We start from the raw sequence: 17,354 nt of genomic DNA on the forward strand, positions 1-17,354 counted from the left end.
GTCTACGCACCGTCGTCGTCCGCCGCGTCCGTGTCGTCCCGTGCGGCGAACCCGCCGCCGACGGAGCGCTGTGGGGACCCGGTGCCGGCCCGCACCGTGTAGGTGTCGCCGCCGGCGTCCCGGCCGCCGCGTTCGTGGTGGTACTGGCCCGCGAACACCCAGGTGCCCGCCGGGACCGTGCGGCCCGCCCTCAGGTTCCAGGTGTAGACGAGGAAGCCGTCCCGCTCGTCCACCGCGAGGTCGAAGTCGCCCTCGGGCAGGGAGCGCCAGGCGCCGGTGGAGGACACCCCGCCGGTCTGCTCGATCCGCAGCTCCACCGTGAGCGCGGTCAAGGGCTCCTTCGTCCTGAGCGTCACCTCGCTCTGCGCCCAGAACGCGTTGCTGTGCGGATCCACCGAGCCGTCCGACCACAGGGGACCGTTCGCGACCCCGGCCGCGGGCTCCGGCACGCCGCTGGTCGCCCCCGGGGACGGCGTGGACGCCGGCGAGACGGCCACCTGCCGCTGCCGGGGAGGCTCCTCGCCCCGCACCGCGGACGCGACCGCGTAACCGCCCACCGCCAGCACACCGGCCACCGCGGCCGTCGCGCCCGCCACCCGCAGCCAGCCGGACACCGGCACGGGCGCGGCCCCGCGCTCCGGACGGGCGGGGCCGGCCATGCCGCGCTCCACGCGGGCCAGGATGCGCCCCCGGTCCGGCCGGTGCGCCCCGGCCGCCCCGCGCAGCCGGGCGCGCAGCTCCTCCTGCGGATCCCGCCGCGTCATCGGTCCCCTCCCGCCGCGTCGTCGGAGGGCACGGTCGCCGCCATCGCCGCCGGCACCCCGCGGGCGCCCAGCAGCCGCTGCAGTTCGGTCATCCCCTTCGAGGTCTGGCTCTTCACCGTACCCACCGAGATGCCCAGGGCCAGCGCGGTGTCCCGCTCCGACAGATCGAAGGCGTGCCGCAGCACCACACACGCCCGTTTGCGGAACGGCAGCCGGCGCAGTGCCTCCTGCACATCCACCACTCCCGCCACATCGGGGTTCTCGGTCCGTTCCTCGCGCGGCGACCAGAACAGCGCGACCCGACGCCGCTCGCGCACCGCGCTGCGGATCCGGGTGCGGGCCAGATTCGCCACCACCCCCCGGGCGTACGCGACCGGATGGTCGGCCGCGCGGACCCGGTCCCAGCGGTGCCACAGCGCCAGCAGCGCGTCCGCGGCCAGATCGTCGGCGAGGTCCGCCTCACCCGTCAGCAGCCGGGCCAGCCGGGCCAGTTCGTCGTAGTGACGTTCGAAGAAGGCGTGGAACTCCACGGAGGCGTCGTCGTCGACGACGGTGCCCACGAGTGACCTCCCCTCGCACGGCGTGAGGTGGGGGAGCGTAGCAGTGCTTCTCGCGTCTCTGTGCGGAGCGTCGAACGGCGTCCGGTCCACCGGGATACGAATCCGTCACACGAACCACACCTGAACGAGGTACGACGCGGGCACAATCCAGCCAGCAATCGCCCACCGATCTTTCCGGCATCAAGGAGCAGTCGTATGTCCGAGGCGCAGAAGAAGGCCGACCGGCCGGCAGCGGCAGCCGGACCACCCCCGGTGAACGGCTTCGACCGCTTCTTCCGGATCACCGAACGCGGCTCCACGTTCGGCCGGGAGATACGCGGCGGCTTCGCCACCTTCTTCACCATGGCGTACATCCTTGTCCTCAACCCCCTCATCCTGGGCAGCGCGAAGGACAAGTTCGGCGACCAGTTGGACCCCGTCCAACTCACCACCGCCACCGCCCTGGTGGCGGCCGTGATGACGATCGTCATGGGCGTCGGCGGCAATCTGCCGCTCGCCCTCGCCGCCGGACTCGGCCTGAACGCCGTCGTCGCGTTCCAGATCGCCCCGCTGATGAGCTGGGACGACGCGATGGGCCTGATCGTGCTGGAGGGCCTGCTCATCTGCGTCCTGGTGGTCACCGGGCTGCGCGAGGCCGTCATGCACGCCATCCCGCAGCCGCTGAAACAGGCGATCAGCGTCGGCATCGGCCTGTTCATCGCCCTGATCGGCTTCGTCGACGCCGGGTTCGTCAGCCGCGTCCCGGACGTCGCGGGCACCACCGTGCCGGTCCAGCTGGGCAGCACCGGCACCCTGACCGGCTGGCCGATCCTGGTGTTCTGCCTGGGCGTCCTGCTCACCGTCGGACTGCTCGCCCGCAAGGTGCGCGGCGCGATCCTCATCAGCATCGTCACCATGACCCTGGTGGCCGTCGTCATCAACTCGCTCGCCGATGTGCGGACCTGGGGGCTGACCACTCCCGAGTGGCCCGAGCGGGTGGTCGACGCCCCCGACTTCGGACTCCTCGGCGAGTTCAGCCTGTTCGGCGCGTTCGGACAGGCCGGTGTCGTGACCGTCGTGCTGCTGGTGTTCACGCTGGTCCTGTCCGACTTCTTCGACACCATGGGCACCGTCGTCGGCGTCAGCGCCGAGGCCGGACTCCTCGACGAGCAGGGCAAGGTGCCGAATCTCGGGCGGGTCCTGCTCATCGACGGCGCCGCGGCCGTCGCCGGCGGCGCCGCCTCCTCCTCGTCGGCGACCTCGTACATCGAGTCGGCGGCGGGGGTGGGCGAGGGCGCCCGCACCGGCTTCGCCAACCTGGTGACCGGCTCACTGTTCGGGCTGGCACTGTTCCTGACCCCGCTGCTGACGATCGTCCCGCTCCAGGCGGCGGCCCCCGCGCTGGTCGCCGTCGGCTTCCTGATGATGACCCAGGTCAAGTACATCGAGTGGGACCGCTACGAGATCGCGATTCCGGCGTTCCTCACCATCGCGGTGATGCCGTTCACCTACTCCATCACCAACGGCATCGGCGCCGGCTTCGTCGGCTATGTCGTCATCAAGACGGTGCTGGGCCGGGCGAAGGAGGTCCACTGGCTGCTGTGGGGGACCTCGGCGCTGTTCCTGGTGTACTTCGCCATCGACCCGATCGAGCAGCTCCTCGGCGTCAAGTAGCCCCATGCACGCCGACGGGCCGCCCCCGGGGGGAGGGGGGCGGCCCGTCCGTACACACGGCCCGGCGGCGGGAAAGGTTCAGCCCCGCGGGGCCACATCCTCGCGGCCCCGACGATCGGCGCCGCGCGTCGGCCGTCCGCCTGCCCGCCGTGTGTCGCGGCACCGTCCGTCAAGATCGTGACGACGTCGGTCACGGCCCTTCCACGGGGGCGGTCCACCGAGGGCCCTCGCGCCCCGGGCGGCGGCCCTCCGCCGCGTCCCGCGCGGGGCAGGGCCGGGTCAGCCCTCCAGGGTGAGGACGAGTTCCTCGATCTCCGTCCCCCGACCGGGCGCGTACGCGGTGGCCCGCGCGGCGACCTCGAAGCCGCACCGCTCCAGCACCCGCCGCGACCCCGCGTTGTCGGCGGCCACGCGCGCGTACAGCGGGCGTTCGTCCACCTCGGCCAGCAGGGCGCGCAGCGCGGCCGTGGCGATGCCCCTGCCCCAGTAGGCGCGGTCGACCCAGTACGTCACCTCGCGCTCGCCGGCCTCTCCGTAGACCGCCGCGTTGCCCACCACGTCGCCGTCGCCCAGCACGGTGCGCGCCACGATCTCCGGGGAGCCGAGGATACGCGCCCAGTGGGCGTCGAAGCGGTCCCGGTCGGCCGGGTCAGCAGGGGTGAAGGCGGCCATGCGCAGCGCCTCCGGGTCGTTCAACTGGCGGTAGAAGACCGGCAGATCGCTGTGGTGCACCGGTCGCAGGGCGATGTCCACGGGTCAGAGCCTCCGGGTGGCCAGGGTCAGCCGGTCGCGGGCGTCGAACAGGGCGTCCTTGACCAGCTGCTCGTGCGCGGGGGTGAGCCGGGCCACCGGCACCGAGCAGCTGATCGCGTCCCGCGCGGGGGTGCGGTACGGGATCGCCACACCGAAGCAGCGCAGCCCCAGCGTGTTCTCCTCGCGGTCCACGGCGAAGCCCTGCTCCCGTACCTGGTGCAGCTCCTCGATGAGCTTCTCCCGGTCGGTGATGGTGTGCTCGGTCAGGGCGGGCAGCGTCTCCGGGAGCATCTTGCGCACCTGCTCGTCGGTGTACGTGCTCAGCAGCGCCTTGCCCAGCGACGTCGAGTGCGCGGGCAGCCGGCGGCCGACCCGGGTGAAAGGGCGCAGGTAGTGCTGGGACTGGCGGGTGGCGAGATAGACGACGTTGGTGCCGTCGAGCCGGGCGAGGTGGATGGTCTCGGTGGTGTCGTCCGAGAGCCTGTCCAGCGTGGGCCGGGCGGCCGCGACGACCTCGTCGCCGTCGATGTACGACGTGCCCACCAGCAGCGCCCGCACGCCGATGCCGTACCGCGTGCCCGTGGCGTCCGTCTCCACCCAGCCGAGTTCCACGAGGGTGCGCAGCAGCATGTAGAGGCTCGACTTGGGGTAGCCGACGGCCTCCTGGACCGCCGCCAGGGAGTGCATGCCGGGGCGCCCGGCGAAGTATTCGAGCAGTTCAACGGTCCGCACCGCGGACTTGACCTGTGCCCCGCCGCCTGTCTCGCCAGCCGACATCGCCCTTGACCCCTTCGTTCGCCGGAAATAGTCTCCGAAGTGCATTCATCTACAGAGACAGCGTTCAGTATATCGAACACCGCTGATGGATGACGTACATACTGCGGCATCGCACGCGGCGATCAAGTGGAGGGACCCCGGTGACAGCAGCACCAGTCTGGAGTGTCGACCCCCGAACCGGGAAGCAGCGCGAACAGGTTGCGGCGGAGGCCACAGCCCAGGAGGTGGACGCCGCCGTCCGCGCCGCGCACGCCGCGCGCGGTGCGCTGGCGGACCGCACCGTCCGGGCGGCCTTCCTGCGCACGGCCGCCGGTGAACTCGAGGCGGTCCGCGACCAGCTCGTCGACGTCGCCGACGCGGAGACCGCGCTCGGCCCGGCCCGGCTCACCGGCGAACTCGCCCGCACCTGCTACCAGCTGCGCGCCTTCGCCGGCATCGTCGACGAGGGCGCCTTCCTCGACGTCGTCATCGACCACCCCGACGACACCGCGACCCCGCCCGTCCCGGACCTGCGCCGCTACAAGATTCCGCTGGGCGTCGTCGCCGTCTACTCCGCCTCCAACTTCCCCTTCGCCTTCTCCGTGGCCGGCGGCGACACCGCGAGCGCGCTCGCGGCCGGCTGCCCGGTCGTCGTCAAGGCCCACCCCGACCACCCCGCCCTGTCCGAGCTGGTCGCCAAGATGCTGCGCCGGGCCGCCGCCCGGCACGACCTCCCCGAGGGCGTCCTCGGTCTGGTGCACGGCTTCGAGGCCGGCATCGAGCTGATCAGGCACCCGCTGGTCTCGGCGGCCGGCTTCACCGGCTCCGTCCGCGGCGGCCGGGCCCTCTTCGACGCGGCCGCGGCCCGGCCCGTCCCCATCCCCTTCCACGGCGAACTGGGCTCCCTGAACCCGGTCGTCGTCACCGAGGCCGCGGCCGCCGAGCGCGGCGAGGCCATCGGCGCCGGGCTGGCCGGCTCCATGACGCTGGGCGTCGGCCAGTTCTGTGTGAAGCCGGGCCTCGTCCTCGCGCCCGCCGGACCGGCCGGTGACGCACTGCTCAAGTCCCTGACGGACGCCGTCAGCGACACCGAGGCCGGTGTCCTGCTCGACCACCGCATGCGCGACAACTTCGTCGCCGGAGTCGCCGAGCGCGCCCAACTGCCCGACGTGGAGTCCCCGGTCACCCCGGGCGCGGGCGGCGAGCACACCGTCAGCGCGGGCTTCCTCACCGTCCCCGCGAGCCGGCTGGCCCAGGACGGGGCGCACGACCTGCTCCTGGAGGAGTGCTTCGGGCCGGTCACCGTGGTGGCCCGCTACGAGGACGACAGCGAGGTACGCGGTGTGCTGTCGCGGCTGCCGGGCAACCTCACGGCGACCGTGCACCTGTCCGCCGAGGAGACGGCGGGCGAGGGCCGCGGTGCGGAACTGGTGCGGGAACTCACGCCACTTGCCGGACGCGTCCTGGTGAACGGCTGGCCGACCGGTGTCGCGGTCGCCCCGGCCCAGCACCACGGCGGCCCGTACCCGGCGACGACCTCCACCTCCACCTCCGTGGGCGGCACGGCCGTCGAACGGTGGCTGCGGCCGGTCGTCTACCAGACCACGCCCGAGGCGCTGCTGCCCGCGGAACTCAGGGACGACAACCCGCTGGGGCTGCCCCGGAGGTTCAACGGCACCCTGGAGCGCTGAAGCCGCTCACCCCGCGGTCGGCTCCAGGCCCGCGTCGCGGGCCAGCAGCGCCGCCTGGACCCGGTTGTGGCAGTCGAGCTTGGTCAGGATGCGGCTGACGTACGTCTTCACCGTGGCCTCGCTCATGTGCAGCCGGGCCCCGGCGTCGGCGTTGGACAGGCCCTCACCGAGCAGGGCCAGCACCTCGCGTTCGCGTTCCGTCAGGCCGGCCAGGCGCCGGCGGGCCTCCTCGCCGCGCACGGTGGCGGCGGGGGAGGCGAGGGAGTCCACCACGTGCCGGGTGGCGGCCGGGGACAGATAGGCGTTGCCGGCCGCCGCCGCGCGGACCGCGTGGATCAGTTCCTGCGGCGCGGAGTCCTTCAGCAGAAAGCCCGCGCTGCCGTGGCCGAGCGCCCGCAGGACGTTCTCGCGTTCCCCGAACGTGGTCAGGATCAGCACGCGGGTCCGCGGCGCGGCCCGGCCGATCTCGGCCAGCGCGGTCAGTCCGTCCATCATGGGCATCTGGATGTCCAGCAGGGCCACGTCGACCGGAGTGCTCCGGGCGGTCTCCACCGCTTCCCGGCCGTTGTGGGCCTCGGCGACGACATCGATGTCGTCCGCCGAGGTCAGGATCATCCTGATACCGGCCCTGATGAGCGGCTCGTCGTCGGCGACGAGGACTCGTATCACGCGGCCTCCTGTGCGGTATCGGTGTGACAGGCGTCTGGTGGAGCCCGCCCATCATGCCCGATTCCGTCGCGGTGCGGCCGCCTGCCGCCGGGTCAGACCTCGTGCGGGTAGGACTCCTTGGCGGACAGCTTCCCGTCGCGGAAGCAGAACCGGTAGACGATGTCGTCCTCGTCGTCCACGAAGTGCTCGCACTTCGCGTCCTTCGGCAGCGGCGGGCCGTCCTTCTCCACACCGTCGAGCAGTGCCGAGTCACCGCTGGGGAATTCCTTCCGGAGGTCCTTCTCGGCGTCGCCGATTTGGGCCGACTCGTACACGCTCGCCGGGATGACGCCCGCCTCCACCTCGTCCATCAGCTTCGACACACCCCACACCAGCAGGGCGACCACGCCCGTGACGAGGACGACGGCGGTGAGGGCACATCCCAGGGCGACGTTCTTCTTGCTGCTCATGATGGCGGCGAACTCCTTCTGCGGATCGGAACGGTGTCCGTTGACCGCTCCACCGTCGCCCGCCGGACCCCCACCGGTCTGCCACCGGAAGTCGTCGTCCGCGGCGACGGAAGTCGCGCCGTGCGGACGGGACCGGGCCTCGCCGTCCTGGTAGGGCAGCACCCCCGCGAGACGGAAACCGCCGTCGGGGGTGGGGCCGGTGTGCACCATGCCGCCGACCAGCCGGGCGCGCTCCCGCAGGCCCGCCAGTCCCTGCCCCCCGCTGATCGCGGGCGGCCTTGACGGTGCCCCCGCCGGCACCGGACCGTTGGCCACCTCGACCACCAGGCTGTCCGGTTCGTAGCGCAGGGACACGGTGATCGCGGCGCCCGGTGCGTGCTTGTGCGCGTTGGTCAGGCCCTCCTGGGCGATGCGGTACACCGCGTGGTCGGCGGCGGCCGCGAGCGGCCGCTCGGTGCCGGAGCGGTGCAGCTCCACCGCCGTGCCCGCGGCCCGGGACGACTCGACCAGCCTGTCGACGGAGGCCGCCACGCGGGCGGTCGAAGGCCCGGCGTCGTCCTCGGGTCCCGGCGCGGGCGCCTCCACACCGTCCCGCAGGATGCCCACGGCCTCGCGAAGCTCCTGCATCGCCGTCCGGGAGGCCTCCCGGAGAATGCCCACTCCTTCCCGCTGGCGGCCCTTCAGCTCCGGGTCCACCTCCAGGGCCCCGGCGTGCACGGCGATCAGGGCGAGCTGGTGGCCGAGACTGTCGTGCATGTCCTGGGCGATGCGCTGGCGTTCCAGCAGCCGGGCCTGCCGTGCCACCATCGCCTGCTCGCGCACCAGTTGGGCGTTGTGTCGCTGCAGGGCGTCGAGCAGGTTGTGGCGCTGCGCGCGGTACCGGGCGGCCAGACCCGGCACGACCGCCAGCACCAGGAAGGGGCTCCCGTTCAGCACGGCCGCCATCAGCAGCGACACCCTGAGGTCCTCGGAGCCCGTGTTCAGGGCGGAGGCGCTCAGATAGAGCACGAGCCCGGCCGCGTACGCGCCCAGCGCCCGCCACGGCCGCTTGATGCGGCTGCCCGCCGACCAGCTCGCGTACATCAGCAGCGGGAACGTGCCGAAGACCGCCCCGGCCAGGACCGACGACATGATCAGCACGGTCGCCGGCAGCGCGCGGCGGGCGAGCGACAGGAGGGCGACGACCAGCGCCGCGGCACCGCCCCGGACGCCGGATCCGGTCTCCGTCATGTACAGAAGCCCCGCGATCCCGGAGAGCACCACGGCGAGCGCGATCTCCCCGACGATCCGCCTGCGGGTCCAGGGAGAGGCGGCGGCGAGCCGGCGGCGCAGCGGCACAGGGGTGGGTGGTATCTCTGCTAGGTCCACGCGCAGACCATAGAGCGCCGACCCCGGGCGCCCGCATCCCCCCTTCGACGCGGTGCCGTACGACGAAAGAGAACAGGCCTCCGCCACCGGCCCTGTCCTCTTTGGTCGCTGCGGCCGACGACTTACGGAGACTGCCCCGGACCGGGACACCGGGCGAGGATGGCTCCGCCGGCCGCGAACGTGAGCGACGGCGCCGGATACCGACGACTTGGGAGTGCAGCGGTGGACACCGTACGAAGGCACGCGAACGACCGTTTCACCGTCCGGCAGAAGACCGCCCTCATGATCAACCGCTATGTCGTGACCGAGACACTGCCGAACGGCACCGACGGCAAGGTTCTCGCCTTCGCCGAGCAGAAGCGGATGTCGCTCAAGGAACAGATGACGTTCTACACCGACGAGTCCAAGAAGTGGGTCCTGTTCACCGCCTCGGCACGCCAGGCCATCGACCTCGCCGCCGTCTACGACGTGCGCGACGAGGAAGGAAACCCGGTCGGCACGTTCAGTAAAAAGTTCGGTGCCTCCCTGCTGCGCTCGACGTGGGAAATGGACCAGCCGGGCTCGGTCGCCTCCGTCGGGCGCGAACGCAACCGGTTCGTGGCGGTGGCACGCCGGCTCTGGGGGCTGGTGCCGGTCGACTTCGTGCCGTTCATGTGGCCGTACCACTTCGACTTCACCTCGGACGGCGGGCCCGTGATGAGGGTCGACAAGAAGTTCGGGCTGCGCGACCGCTATGTCGTCGAGGTGTCCTCGCCCACGCTCGACCTGCGCCTCGCCATCGCCCAGGCGGTGGCCCTGGACGCACTCCAGTCCCGCTGACCGGGACGCCGTCCTTCGGCCCCGGCGCCGGGGCCCGCCTGGGACAATGCCGCCATGGACCTGAAAATCGCCGAACTTCCCTTCCCTCTGCGTACCTACGGCCCCGACGGATCCTGGTCCTACGAGGACGGCGTCCTCAGCGGATGGGCCGGACCCCGGCAGGACCGTTTCGTGCCGCCCACCGGTGAGGCACTGGAGCCCGCCGCCGACGCGCCACGTCTCCTGGGCGCTCCCGAGGGCGACTTCCAGCTGATCGGGCGGGTCACCGTCGGCTTCGCCGGCACCTTCGACGCCGGGGTGCTGTACGTCCACGTGGGCGAGCGAGCCTGGGCCAAGCTCTGCCTGGAGTACTCCCCGGACGTGCCCACCGTCTGCACCGTGGTCACCCGGGGCCATTCGGACGACGCCAACTCTTTTACCGTGGAAGGAAGTTCGGTATGGCTCCGGGTGAGCCGCACCGGCCGCGCCTTCGCCTTCCACGCCTCCCGTGACGGCGAGCACTGGACCTTCGTCCGGCTCTTCACCCTCGGCGGGGAGGAGGAGACCGGTGCCGCCCTGGTCGGCTTCATGACGCAGTCGCCGATGGGGGAGGGCTGTGTGGTGACCTTCGACCACATCACGTACCGGCCGCACTGGCCGCGCGATCTGCGGGACGGCAGCTGAGGGACGGAAGGGGGAGTGCGAGAGGGGAAGGACGCGGGGGGAACGCGCGAGGAATGAAAGCGGCTGTTTGAATGTTCACGCAGTTGCCGGAGGGAGCCTCCGTACCCGCTACCACCCTGGAGAGAGCCGACTCATGCGCGTCGAGATCTGGAGCGACATCGCCTGCCCCTGGTGCTATGTCGGAAAGGCCCGCTTCGAGAAGGCGCTGGCGTCCTTCCCGCACCGCGAGCAGGTCGAGGTGGTGCACCGTTCCTTCGAGCTGGACCCGGGCCGGGCGAAGGGCGACATCCAGCCGGTGATCACCATGCTCACCAGGAAGTACGGCATGAGCCAGGCACAGGCCGAGGCCGGCGAGGACAACCTGGGTGCCCAGGCCGCCGCCGAGGGCCTGCCCTACCGCACCCGGGGCCGGGACCACGGCGGCACCTTCGACATGCACCGCCTGCTGCACCACGCCCGCGAGCACGGCCGCCAGGTGGAACTGCTCGACCTGCTCTACCGGGCGAACTTCGCCGAGGAGCGGTCCGTCTTCGACGACGACGAGCGGCTCGTCGAGCTCGCCGGCGCGGCCGGCCTCGACACCGACGCCGTACGGGACGTCCTCGCCGACCCCGGGGCCTACGCCGACGAGGTCCGCGCCGACGAGCGCGAGGCCGCGGAGCTCGGCGCGAACGGTGTGCCGTTCTTCGTACTCGACCGCAAGTACGGCATCTCCGGCGCCCAGCCCGCGGAGGTCTTCACCCAGGCCCTCACCCGGGCCTGGGGCGAGCGCCCGCCGCTGGAGATGGTCGACGACGGCGCTCAGGCGTGTGGCCCGGACGGATGTGCGGTGCCACAGCAGTAGAACGGGCAGGTCAGCGCGTATGCATAAGCCGCCCTTTGCGTCATCGCGCAGAACTCGGCAATGGACGGGGGGATCCCGGGGCCGCAGAGTGGTTCCATGGCAACCTTCGACCACCTCGTCCGTGCCGAGTTCGCCCCGAAGAACGTCCATCTCAACACCGCGAGCAGCGCGCTCCTGCCCGCCCGTACCGTGGCCGCGCTCCGGGACGCCGTGCGGCTGCGCGCGGAGGGCGGTGCGCTGGATCCGCTGTTCGCCGATGTCGAGGCATGCCGCGCCGCGTACGCGCGGCTGGCGGGCGTCCCCGCCCGGCGCGTGGCGGCCGGCGCGACCGTCGCCCTGTACACCGCGCTGATCGCGGCCTCGCTGCCGCCGGGCGCCGAAGTCCTCACCGCGGAGGACGACTTCACCTCCGTACTGAACCCCTTCCACACCCGCGGCGACCTCAAGGTGCGGTCCGCACCGCTGGAACGGCTCGCCGAATCCGTCAGGTCCGGCACCGCGCTCGTCGCGGTCAGCGCCGCGCAGTCCGCCGACGGCCGGATCGCCGACCTGCCCGCGCTGCGCGAGGCGGCCCGCACCCACGGGGCCCGCACCTATGTCGACTTCTCCCAGGCGGCCGGCTGGCTGCCGGTGACGGCCGACGCGTTCGACTACTCCGTCGCGATCGTCTACAAGTGGCTGCTCGGCCCGCACGGTGCGGCCTTCCTGGTGGTCCCCGAGGACCTCGGCGATCTGCCGTCGGTACAGGCGAGCTGGGTCGCGGCGGAGCACCCCTGGGACAGCTGCTACGGACCGGTCACCGAACTCGCCCGCTCCGCACGGCGGTTCGACTCCAGTCCCGCCCTGTTCACCTACGCGGGACTGCGCGCGTCCCTCGAACTGCTCGAGGAGATCTCGGTGGACGCCGTCCGCGCCCACGACCTGGCCCTCGCCGACCGCTTCCGCACGGGCCTCGCCACGCTCGGTCGCGAGCCCGTCCCCGCGCCCGGTTCGCCGATCGTGTCCGTGCCCGGACTCGGCCGCCTCCAGCCGGAGCTGGCCGAGGCGGGCATCCAGGTGTCGAACCGCGCGGGCCATCTGCGCGCGTCCTTCCACCTCTACAACACGGCCGACGACGTGGACCGGTTGCTCGACGCCCTGTCCGGCCGGACATGACGGCAGCGGGCCGGTGCCTCCCTGTCCCACACGAGGAGGCCCGGCCCGCGGTCTCTCGGTGCGTCCGCCGCACCGCCGTGGCGCCTACTTCACGGGAGTGAAGTCCCGGGCCCCGATGCTGTGTCGTCCGGGGGACAACCCCCGGGCCCCCGGCCGGGTCCGGCTCACGGCACCGGGGTGAAGTCCCGCGCCCCGATGAACTCGGGCCGGCGGATCGGCGCCGCGAACGGCTCGAGCGCCGCGTTCTCGACACTGTTGAACACGAAGAACACGTTGCTGCGCGGGAACGGCGTGATGTTGTCCCCGGAGCCGTGCATGGCGTTGCAGTCGAACCAGGTCGCCGAGCCGGCCTTGCCGGTGAACAGCTTGATGCCGTACTCCGACGCCATCTTCGTCAGCGCCTCGTCGGACGGCGTCCCCGCGTCCTGCATCTGCAGGGACTTCTTGTAGTTGTCCTTCGGCGTGGCTCCCGCGCACCCGAGGAACGTCTTGTGCGACCCCGGCATGATCATGAGACCGCCGTTGGTGTCGTAGTTCTCCGTGAGCGCGATCGAGACCGAGATCGTGCGCATGTTCGGCAGGCCGTCCTCGGCGTGCCAGGTCTCGAAGTCGGAGTGCCAGTAGAAGCCGCTGGCCCCGAAGCCCGGCTTGACGTTGATCCGGGACTGGTGGACGTAGACGTCCGAGCCGAGGATCTGCCGGGCCCGCCCGACGACCCGCTCGTCGCGCACCAGCTTCGCGAAGACCTCGCTGATCCGGTGCACCTCGAAGACGGACCGGATCTCCTGGGACTGCGGTTCCACGATCGAGCGCTCGTCCGCGCGGATCGCCGGGTCCGTGGTGAGCCGCTCCAGCTCGCGCCGGTACTCGCCCACCTCGTCCGGTCCGATGAGCTGGTCGATGGCGAGGAAGCCGTCGCGGTCCAGGGCCTGCAGGTCAGCGGGCGAGACGGGACCGGGGGTGTCCGGGGAGCCCCAGACGACCGGGTCCTGCCGGGGGGTTGCCACCTCGGTGGCGCCGCGGGTGGGATAGAGGTCGGTGACGTTCGTGGTCGTGGTGGTCACGGTGACTCACACCTCCTCGGTGAGCTGGGGGTCCCCCCAGGCTTCAGGCTCTGGGGGAGGGTAGACGCCGTTCTCGTCGTGGTCCTCCCGTCCGGTGACGGGCGGGTTGAAGACACAGATGCAGTGGAAGTCCTCCTTGACCTTGAGCGTGTGCCGCTCGTGGCCGTTGAGGAGGTACATGGTGCCGGGGGTGATGCGGTACGTCTCCCCGGTCTCGCGGTCGGTCAGTTCGGCGTCGCCCTTGGTGCAGACGACGGCCTCGATGTGGTTCGCGTACCACATCGACGTCTCCGTACCCGCGTACAGGATCGTCTCGTGCAGGGAGAAGCCGACCTTCTCCTTGGCGAGGACGATGCGCTTGCTCTCCCATGTGCCGGACGCCGATTTCACGTGCCGGTCGGTGCCTTCGAGGTCCTTGAACGAACGGACGATCACGGTGTTGCGATGCCTCCTCGGCTCGTATGCGTGGTTCAGGCGGTTTCGCGGGCGGCGCGGGCGAGGATCCTCAGGCCCTCGTCCAGCTCGTCCGGGGTGATGGTCAGTGCCGGGAGCAGCTTGACGACCTCGCTCTCCGGGCCGGACGTCTCGATCAGCAGGCCGAGTTCGAAGGCGCGCCCGGCGATCCGGCCCGCGCGCTCCTTGTCGTGGAACTCCAGGCCCCACACCAGACCGCGGCCGCGGTACTCCTTGACGTCGGCGGGGTTCTCCTCGGTGATGGCGATCAGCGCCTGTTCGACCTGCTCGCCGCGCGAGCGGGTCTGCTTCTCCATCGCGGAGCCGTCGGCCCAGTACGCCTCCAGGGCGGCGGTGGCCGTGACGAAGGCGGGGTTGTTGCCGCGGAAGGTGCCGTTGTGCTCGCCCGGCTCCCAGATGTCCAGCTCCGGCTTGAACAGGGTGAGCGCCATCGGCAGTCCGTAACCACTGATCGACTTGGACACGGTGACGATGTCGGGGGTGATGCCGGCCTCCTCGAAGGAGAAGAAGGCACCGGTACGGCCGCAGCCCATCTGGATGTCGTCGACGATGAGCAGCATGTCCTGGCGTTCGCACAGCTCGGCCAGGGCGCGCAGCCACTCGGGCCGGGCGACGTTGATGCCGCCCTCGCCCTGCACGGTCTCCACGATCACGGCGGCGGGCTTGTTGAGGCCGGACCCCTGGTCCTCCAGGAGCCGCTCGAACCAGAGGAAGTCCTCGACCTTGCCCTCGAAGTAGTTGTCGAACGGCATCGGCGTGCCGTGCACCAGCGGGATGCCGGCGCCGGCCCGCTTGAAGGCGTTGCCGGTCACGGCGAGCGAGCCCAGGGACATGCCGTGGAAGGCGTTGGTGAAGGACACGATGGCCTCGCGCCCCTTCACCTTGCGCGCCAGCTTCAGCGCGGACTCCACGGCGTTGGTGCCCGTCGGACCCGGGAACATGACCTTGTACGGCAGGTCGCGCGGGCGCAGGATCCAGTTCTGGAAGGACTCCAGGAAGGCCCGCTTGGCCGTCGTCGACATGTCGAGGCCGTGCGTGACGCCGTCCCGCTCCAGGTAGTCGATCAGTGCCCGTTTCAGGACGGGGTTGTTGTGCCCGTAGTTGAGTGAGCCGGCTCCGGCGAAGAAGTCGAGGTACTCGTGGCCGTCCTCGTCGTGCATGCGGCTGCCGTGCGCACGGTCGAAGACGGCGGGCCAGCCGCGGCAGTAGCTGCGTACCTCGGACTCGAGGGTCTCGAAGACGCTGAGGTCGGGCTGGGTGATGGTCACGACGAATCGCTCCTCGGTGGCGTGGGAGGTCAGAGGGAGTCGGAAGATCGGGGGAGGGCCGGGCCGGCCGCTCAGGGCGCGAGCGGCCCGATGCGGTACAGCACCTCGGGGTCGTGCGGCCCGTCGGGGAACTGGCCGGCCTCGAACAGCACCTCGCGCTCCAGCAGGGCGCCGTGGCGCTCCGCGAACGCGGTGAACAGGCGCTCGGAGGCGGTGTTGCCCGGTGTGATGGTGGTCTCGACGGTGTCCACCCGGTGCTCGGCGGCGGTCCGGGCGGTCAGACCGTCGAGCAGGGCGGCGGCGAGTCCGCGGCCGCGGTACGACGCGTCGACCGCGACCTGCCAGACGAGCAGGGTGCGCGGGCTGTCCGGCCGCAGGTATCCGCTGACGAAGCCGATCGGCTCTCCGCGCTCGTCGCGAGCGACGGCCGATGTGGCGGCGAAGTCACGGCACCACAGCAGATAGCTGTACGACGAGTTCAGGTCGAGGACCTTCGAGTCCTTGGCTATCCGCCACAGCACGGCTCCGTCCGCCACGGTGGGGCGGTCGATTTGCAGGTCTGCTTGTGCGGCAGTCATGTGAATTGAACTTACCCAGGTAAATTCAAAATTGCATCGTCCGTCGGGGTTACGCGCGAGCTCGATCCGTGTTATCGCGCGGGCGGGCGGGTTCGCGCGAGAGCAGGGCGATATGCTCCATTTATTGGGGTTGATAAGGTGTGAATCGGGCACCTTGTGGAACCGATCACAAGTGTGTAACTCCCGTGCCGCCTCGCTTCGAGTTCGCAAAAACGTGTCGTTTAGGATCGAAGAAAGCGGGCAGAAGAAGACGGGAAGCTGCTTCGGAAAGTAATGGAGAAATAAGCGAAAGAATGCCGCAGGGGATTCGGTGCGAAGGCTTGCGATAATCCCATGGAATTCAGGTCCCAGTCACTCCGTCGATGCGCTCGCGCAGCAGATCCGCGTGTCCGTTGTGCCGCGCGTACTCCTCGACGAGGTGGATGAGCACCCGGCGCAGCGTCGAGACCACGCGCGGGATCGAGGGCGAACCCGGTCCGCTCCTCGAACACCGGCGGCACGTCGAGGCCGGCGACCACCCGCTGGAACCAGTTCCGCTCGACCCCGGCGAGATGCTGCACCAGCCCCAGCAGGGTCGGCGCCGACGGCCCGGCGGGCGCCCGGCCTTCCGTGGTCCGGCTCGTGGGCGCCTATCGTCAGGCCTTCTCCGCCGCCTCCAGCGCCGCCGGAAGGTTCACCGTCAGGTCCGCGTCGCTCATGGCCGTGCTCAAGGCCGTCAGGCAGGCGCGTACCGTGCCCGGGTTCGAGGCGGGCCCGTAGTGGTTGACGCGGATCATCTCCCCGGCGAGTGCGCCGCCGCCCGCCGCCAGCGGGGCGGCCGGATCGGCGGCCAGCGCACGGGCCACCAGCTCCGAGGCCACGGTGCCGCCCGGCGCCCGCAGGGTCGTGGCGACGGGCGCCGCCTCCGCCGGGTCCCGCACGTACGGCTCCAGCCCGCCGCCCAGCGCGAGCGCACCTGCCCGGGTCGCCGCCGCGGCCGACGCGTGCCGGGCCATCACCGTTTCCGGGCCCGCCACCTCGATGCGCTCCACGCACGCCTCCAGCGCCAGCATCTCCAGCTGTGCGGGAGCATGCGGCAGCGCCGTGCGGCCGCCGTCGATCCAGCGCTCCTTCCAGTCCAGCAGCGAGAGGTAGGAGCGGCGCGGCGCCCGCGGGTTCGCCGCCATCCGGGCCCAGGCCCGCTCGCTCACCGAAACGGCCGAGACCCCGGCCGGACCGCCCATCGCCTTCTGTGCCCCGATCACGCAGAGGTCCACGCCCCACGCGTCCGGCAGGACCGGCTCCGCACCGATCGAGGCCACCGCGTCCAGGTAGAAAAGCGCCCCATGGGCCCGCGCCACCTCGCCGATCGCCGCGACCGGGTTGGTGTTCCCGGTGGCCGCCTCCGCGTGCACCAGGGACACGAAGTCGATCTCCGGGTGCTCCGTGAAGGCGTCCCGGACCTGCGCGGCCGTCACCGCCGTGTGGAACGGCACCGTCAGGTCGATCACGGTGGCACCGCAGTCCCGCAGCCAGTCGCCGAAGGTCCGGCCGTAGGGGCCGGTGATGACGTTCAGCGCGGTGGTGCCGGGACCGGCGGTCGCACGGATCGCGCCCTCCAACGGGAGTAGCGCCTCCCCCTGCATGATCACGACGTCCTGCCGGGTACCCAGCAGCCGTGCCACCCGGTCCTCGATCGAGGCGAAGTGCGCGGCGCCCAGCGGGGGCAGATCGAGGAGGAGGTGGGTCACGGCGGGGCTCTCTCTGCTTCGCGACTGCGCGGGTACGTTCGACGAAGTCGAGGGTAGACCTTCGCCCGGGGGCGGTCCGACCACAGGGTTCCGAGG

General features: G+C 71.4%; 17 protein-coding genes and 1 pseudogene. 6 read left to right on the forward strand and 12 right to left on the reverse strand.

Going from position 1 to position 17,354, the window contains the following annotated elements:
* Positions 1-2: 2 nt before the first annotated feature.
* On the reverse strand, positions 3-764 hold the full coding sequence (locus ACIF9R_RS05495; RefSeq protein WP_399974693.1) for a hypothetical protein: 762 nt from the start codon (positions 762-764) through the stop codon (positions 3-5).
* Positions 761-1,324, reverse strand: a complete 564-nt coding sequence (locus ACIF9R_RS05500) for a SigE family RNA polymerase sigma factor (protein WP_399974696.1) — start codon at positions 1,322-1,324, stop codon at positions 761-763. Before ACIF9R_RS05500 ends, ACIF9R_RS05495 begins: the two co-directional genes overlap by 4 nt.
* A 195-nt stretch (positions 1,325-1,519) precedes the next feature.
* Here ACIF9R_RS05500 and ACIF9R_RS05505 point away from each other — a divergent pair, with 195 nt between their 5' ends.
* The gene (locus tag ACIF9R_RS05505) at positions 1,520-2,977 is read left to right on the forward strand and encodes an NCS2 family permease (RefSeq protein ID WP_399974699.1); all 1,458 of its coding nucleotides are present in this window, start codon (positions 1,520-1,522) and stop codon (positions 2,975-2,977) included.
* A gap of 279 nt (positions 2,978-3,256) precedes the next feature.
* Here the strand turns inward: ACIF9R_RS05505 and ACIF9R_RS05510 are convergent, their stop codons facing one another.
* Both ACIF9R_RS05510 and ACIF9R_RS05515 read right to left on the reverse strand, forming a co-directional pair.
* A complete protein-coding gene (locus tag ACIF9R_RS05510; protein WP_399974701.1) occupies positions 3,257-3,730 on the reverse strand; it encodes a GNAT family N-acetyltransferase in 474 nt (157 codons plus the stop codon).
* A 3-nt stretch (positions 3,731-3,733) separates the two neighbouring features.
* Positions 3,734-4,507 carry an IclR family transcriptional regulator gene (locus ACIF9R_RS05515; RefSeq protein WP_399974703.1) on the reverse strand — a complete coding sequence of 258 codons (774 nt, stop codon included), beginning with the start codon at positions 4,505-4,507 and terminating at the stop codon, positions 3,734-3,736.
* Positions 4,508-4,647: 140 nt separating this feature from the next.
* Between ACIF9R_RS05515 and ACIF9R_RS05520 the strand changes: the two genes are divergently transcribed.
* Positions 4,648-6,177, forward strand: coding sequence for an aldehyde dehydrogenase (NADP(+)) (locus tag ACIF9R_RS05520; protein ID WP_399974705.1), 1,530 nt, complete (start codon positions 4,648-4,650; stop codon positions 6,175-6,177).
* A 6-nt stretch (positions 6,178-6,183) separates the two neighbouring features.
* Here ACIF9R_RS05520 and ACIF9R_RS05525 read toward each other — a convergent pair whose 3' ends face one another.
* On the reverse strand, positions 6,184-6,846 hold the full coding sequence (locus ACIF9R_RS05525) for a response regulator (RefSeq protein WP_399974708.1): 663 nt from the start codon (positions 6,844-6,846) through the stop codon (positions 6,184-6,186).
* 92 nt (positions 6,847-6,938) lie between these two features.
* Complete coding sequence (locus tag ACIF9R_RS05530) at positions 6,939-8,663, reverse strand: sensor histidine kinase (protein ID WP_399974710.1); 1,725 nt, start codon at positions 8,661-8,663, stop codon at positions 6,939-6,941.
* Positions 8,664-8,885: 222 nt separating this feature from the next.
* Between ACIF9R_RS05530 and ACIF9R_RS05535 the strand changes: the two genes are divergently transcribed.
* From ACIF9R_RS05535 to ACIF9R_RS05550, 4 genes are all read left to right on the forward strand, one after another.
* Positions 8,886-9,482 carry a hypothetical protein gene (locus tag ACIF9R_RS05535; RefSeq protein WP_399974713.1) on the forward strand — a complete coding sequence of 199 codons (597 nt, stop codon included), beginning with the start codon at positions 8,886-8,888 and terminating at the stop codon, positions 9,480-9,482.
* 54 nt (positions 9,483-9,536) lie between these two features.
* Positions 9,537-10,145 carry a DUF1349 domain-containing protein gene (locus ACIF9R_RS05540; RefSeq protein WP_399974716.1) on the forward strand — a complete coding sequence of 203 codons (609 nt, stop codon included), beginning with the start codon at positions 9,537-9,539 and terminating at the stop codon, positions 10,143-10,145.
* A gap of 133 nt (positions 10,146-10,278) precedes the next feature.
* Positions 10,279-10,989 carry a DsbA family oxidoreductase gene (locus ACIF9R_RS05545; RefSeq protein WP_399974718.1) on the forward strand — a complete coding sequence of 237 codons (711 nt, stop codon included), beginning with the start codon at positions 10,279-10,281 and terminating at the stop codon, positions 10,987-10,989.
* Positions 10,990-11,085: 96 nt separating this feature from the next.
* The gene (locus tag ACIF9R_RS05550) at positions 11,086-12,144 is read left to right on the forward strand and encodes an aminotransferase class V-fold PLP-dependent enzyme (protein WP_399974721.1); all 1,059 of its coding nucleotides are present in this window, start codon (positions 11,086-11,088) and stop codon (positions 12,142-12,144) included.
* 164 nt (positions 12,145-12,308) lie between these two features.
* Here ACIF9R_RS05550 and thpD read toward each other — a convergent pair whose 3' ends face one another.
* From thpD to ACIF9R_RS05580, 6 genes and pseudogenes are all read right to left on the reverse strand, one after another.
* A complete protein-coding gene (gene thpD / locus ACIF9R_RS05555) occupies positions 12,309-13,208 on the reverse strand; it encodes an ectoine hydroxylase (RefSeq protein WP_399974723.1) in 900 nt (299 codons plus the stop codon).
* Positions 13,209-13,214: 6 nt separating this feature from the next.
* Complete coding sequence (locus tag ACIF9R_RS05560) at positions 13,215-13,643, reverse strand: ectoine synthase (RefSeq protein WP_399974726.1); 429 nt, start codon at positions 13,641-13,643, stop codon at positions 13,215-13,217.
* A 35-nt stretch (positions 13,644-13,678) separates the two neighbouring features.
* Positions 13,679-14,950 (reverse strand): diaminobutyrate--2-oxoglutarate transaminase, encoded by a 1,272-nt coding sequence (gene ectB / locus ACIF9R_RS05565; protein ID WP_399974729.1) that lies wholly within the window; start codon positions 14,948-14,950, stop codon positions 13,679-13,681.
* Between the two features lie 71 nt (positions 14,951-15,021).
* Complete coding sequence (ectA, locus tag ACIF9R_RS05570) at positions 15,022-15,528, reverse strand: diaminobutyrate acetyltransferase (RefSeq protein WP_399974732.1); 507 nt, start codon at positions 15,526-15,528, stop codon at positions 15,022-15,024.
* 340 nt (positions 15,529-15,868) lie between these two features.
* Positions 15,869-16,127, reverse strand: a pseudogene (locus ACIF9R_RS05575) (DUF664 domain-containing protein); the annotation flags it as partial.
* Positions 16,128-16,163: 36 nt separating this feature from the next.
* Positions 16,164-17,258, reverse strand: coding sequence for a pyridoxal-phosphate-dependent aminotransferase family protein (locus ACIF9R_RS05580; protein ID WP_399974734.1), 1,095 nt, complete (start codon positions 17,256-17,258; stop codon positions 16,164-16,166).
* Positions 17,259-17,354: the final 96 nt, after the last annotated feature.

Origin of the sequence: Streptomyces sp. NPDC086080 (assembly GCF_044540255.1) — a bacterium.
In the GTDB taxonomy this organism is placed as follows: Bacteria; Actinomycetota; Actinomycetes; order Streptomycetales; family Streptomycetaceae; genus Streptomyces.